The sequence below is a fragment of the Halomonas sp. SIMBA_159 genome (genome assembly GCF_046536035.1).
In the GTDB taxonomy this organism is placed as follows: domain Bacteria; phylum Pseudomonadota; class Gammaproteobacteria; order Pseudomonadales; family Halomonadaceae; genus Vreelandella; species Vreelandella venusta_A.
The window spans coordinates 1-247 of the sequence record NZ_JAWJBT010001248.1 but is presented as its reverse complement, the minus strand read 5'-3'; the positions used below and the strand labels follow the sequence as shown (position 1 = coordinate 247).

General features: G+C 69.6%; 1 protein-coding gene. It reads left to right on the top strand.

Translation table 11 applies throughout. The annotated features are described in order from the left end of the window. On the top strand, window positions 1–247 hold a 247-nt coding region (locus R0J87_RS23250), incomplete at both ends, for a sulfatase-like hydrolase/transferase (RefSeq protein ID WP_498889331.1).

Below are 247 nucleotides of genomic sequence, written 5' to 3'. Positions count from 1 at the left end.
CAAGCTGCCGATCGGCGAGGACGCGATGGCCACGCCGCGCGCGCCGCAGTCGCGCCCGCGCCTGCTGCTGATCGTGCTCGGCGAGACCATGCGCGCGCAGAATTTCGGCATCGACGGCTATGCGCGGCAGACCACGCCGGAGCTGGCCCAGGTCGACAACCTGGTCAACTTCCCCGACATGCATTCCTGCGGCACCAGCACCGAGGTTTCGGTGCCGTGCATGTTCTCGCCCTGGGGCCGCCACGAC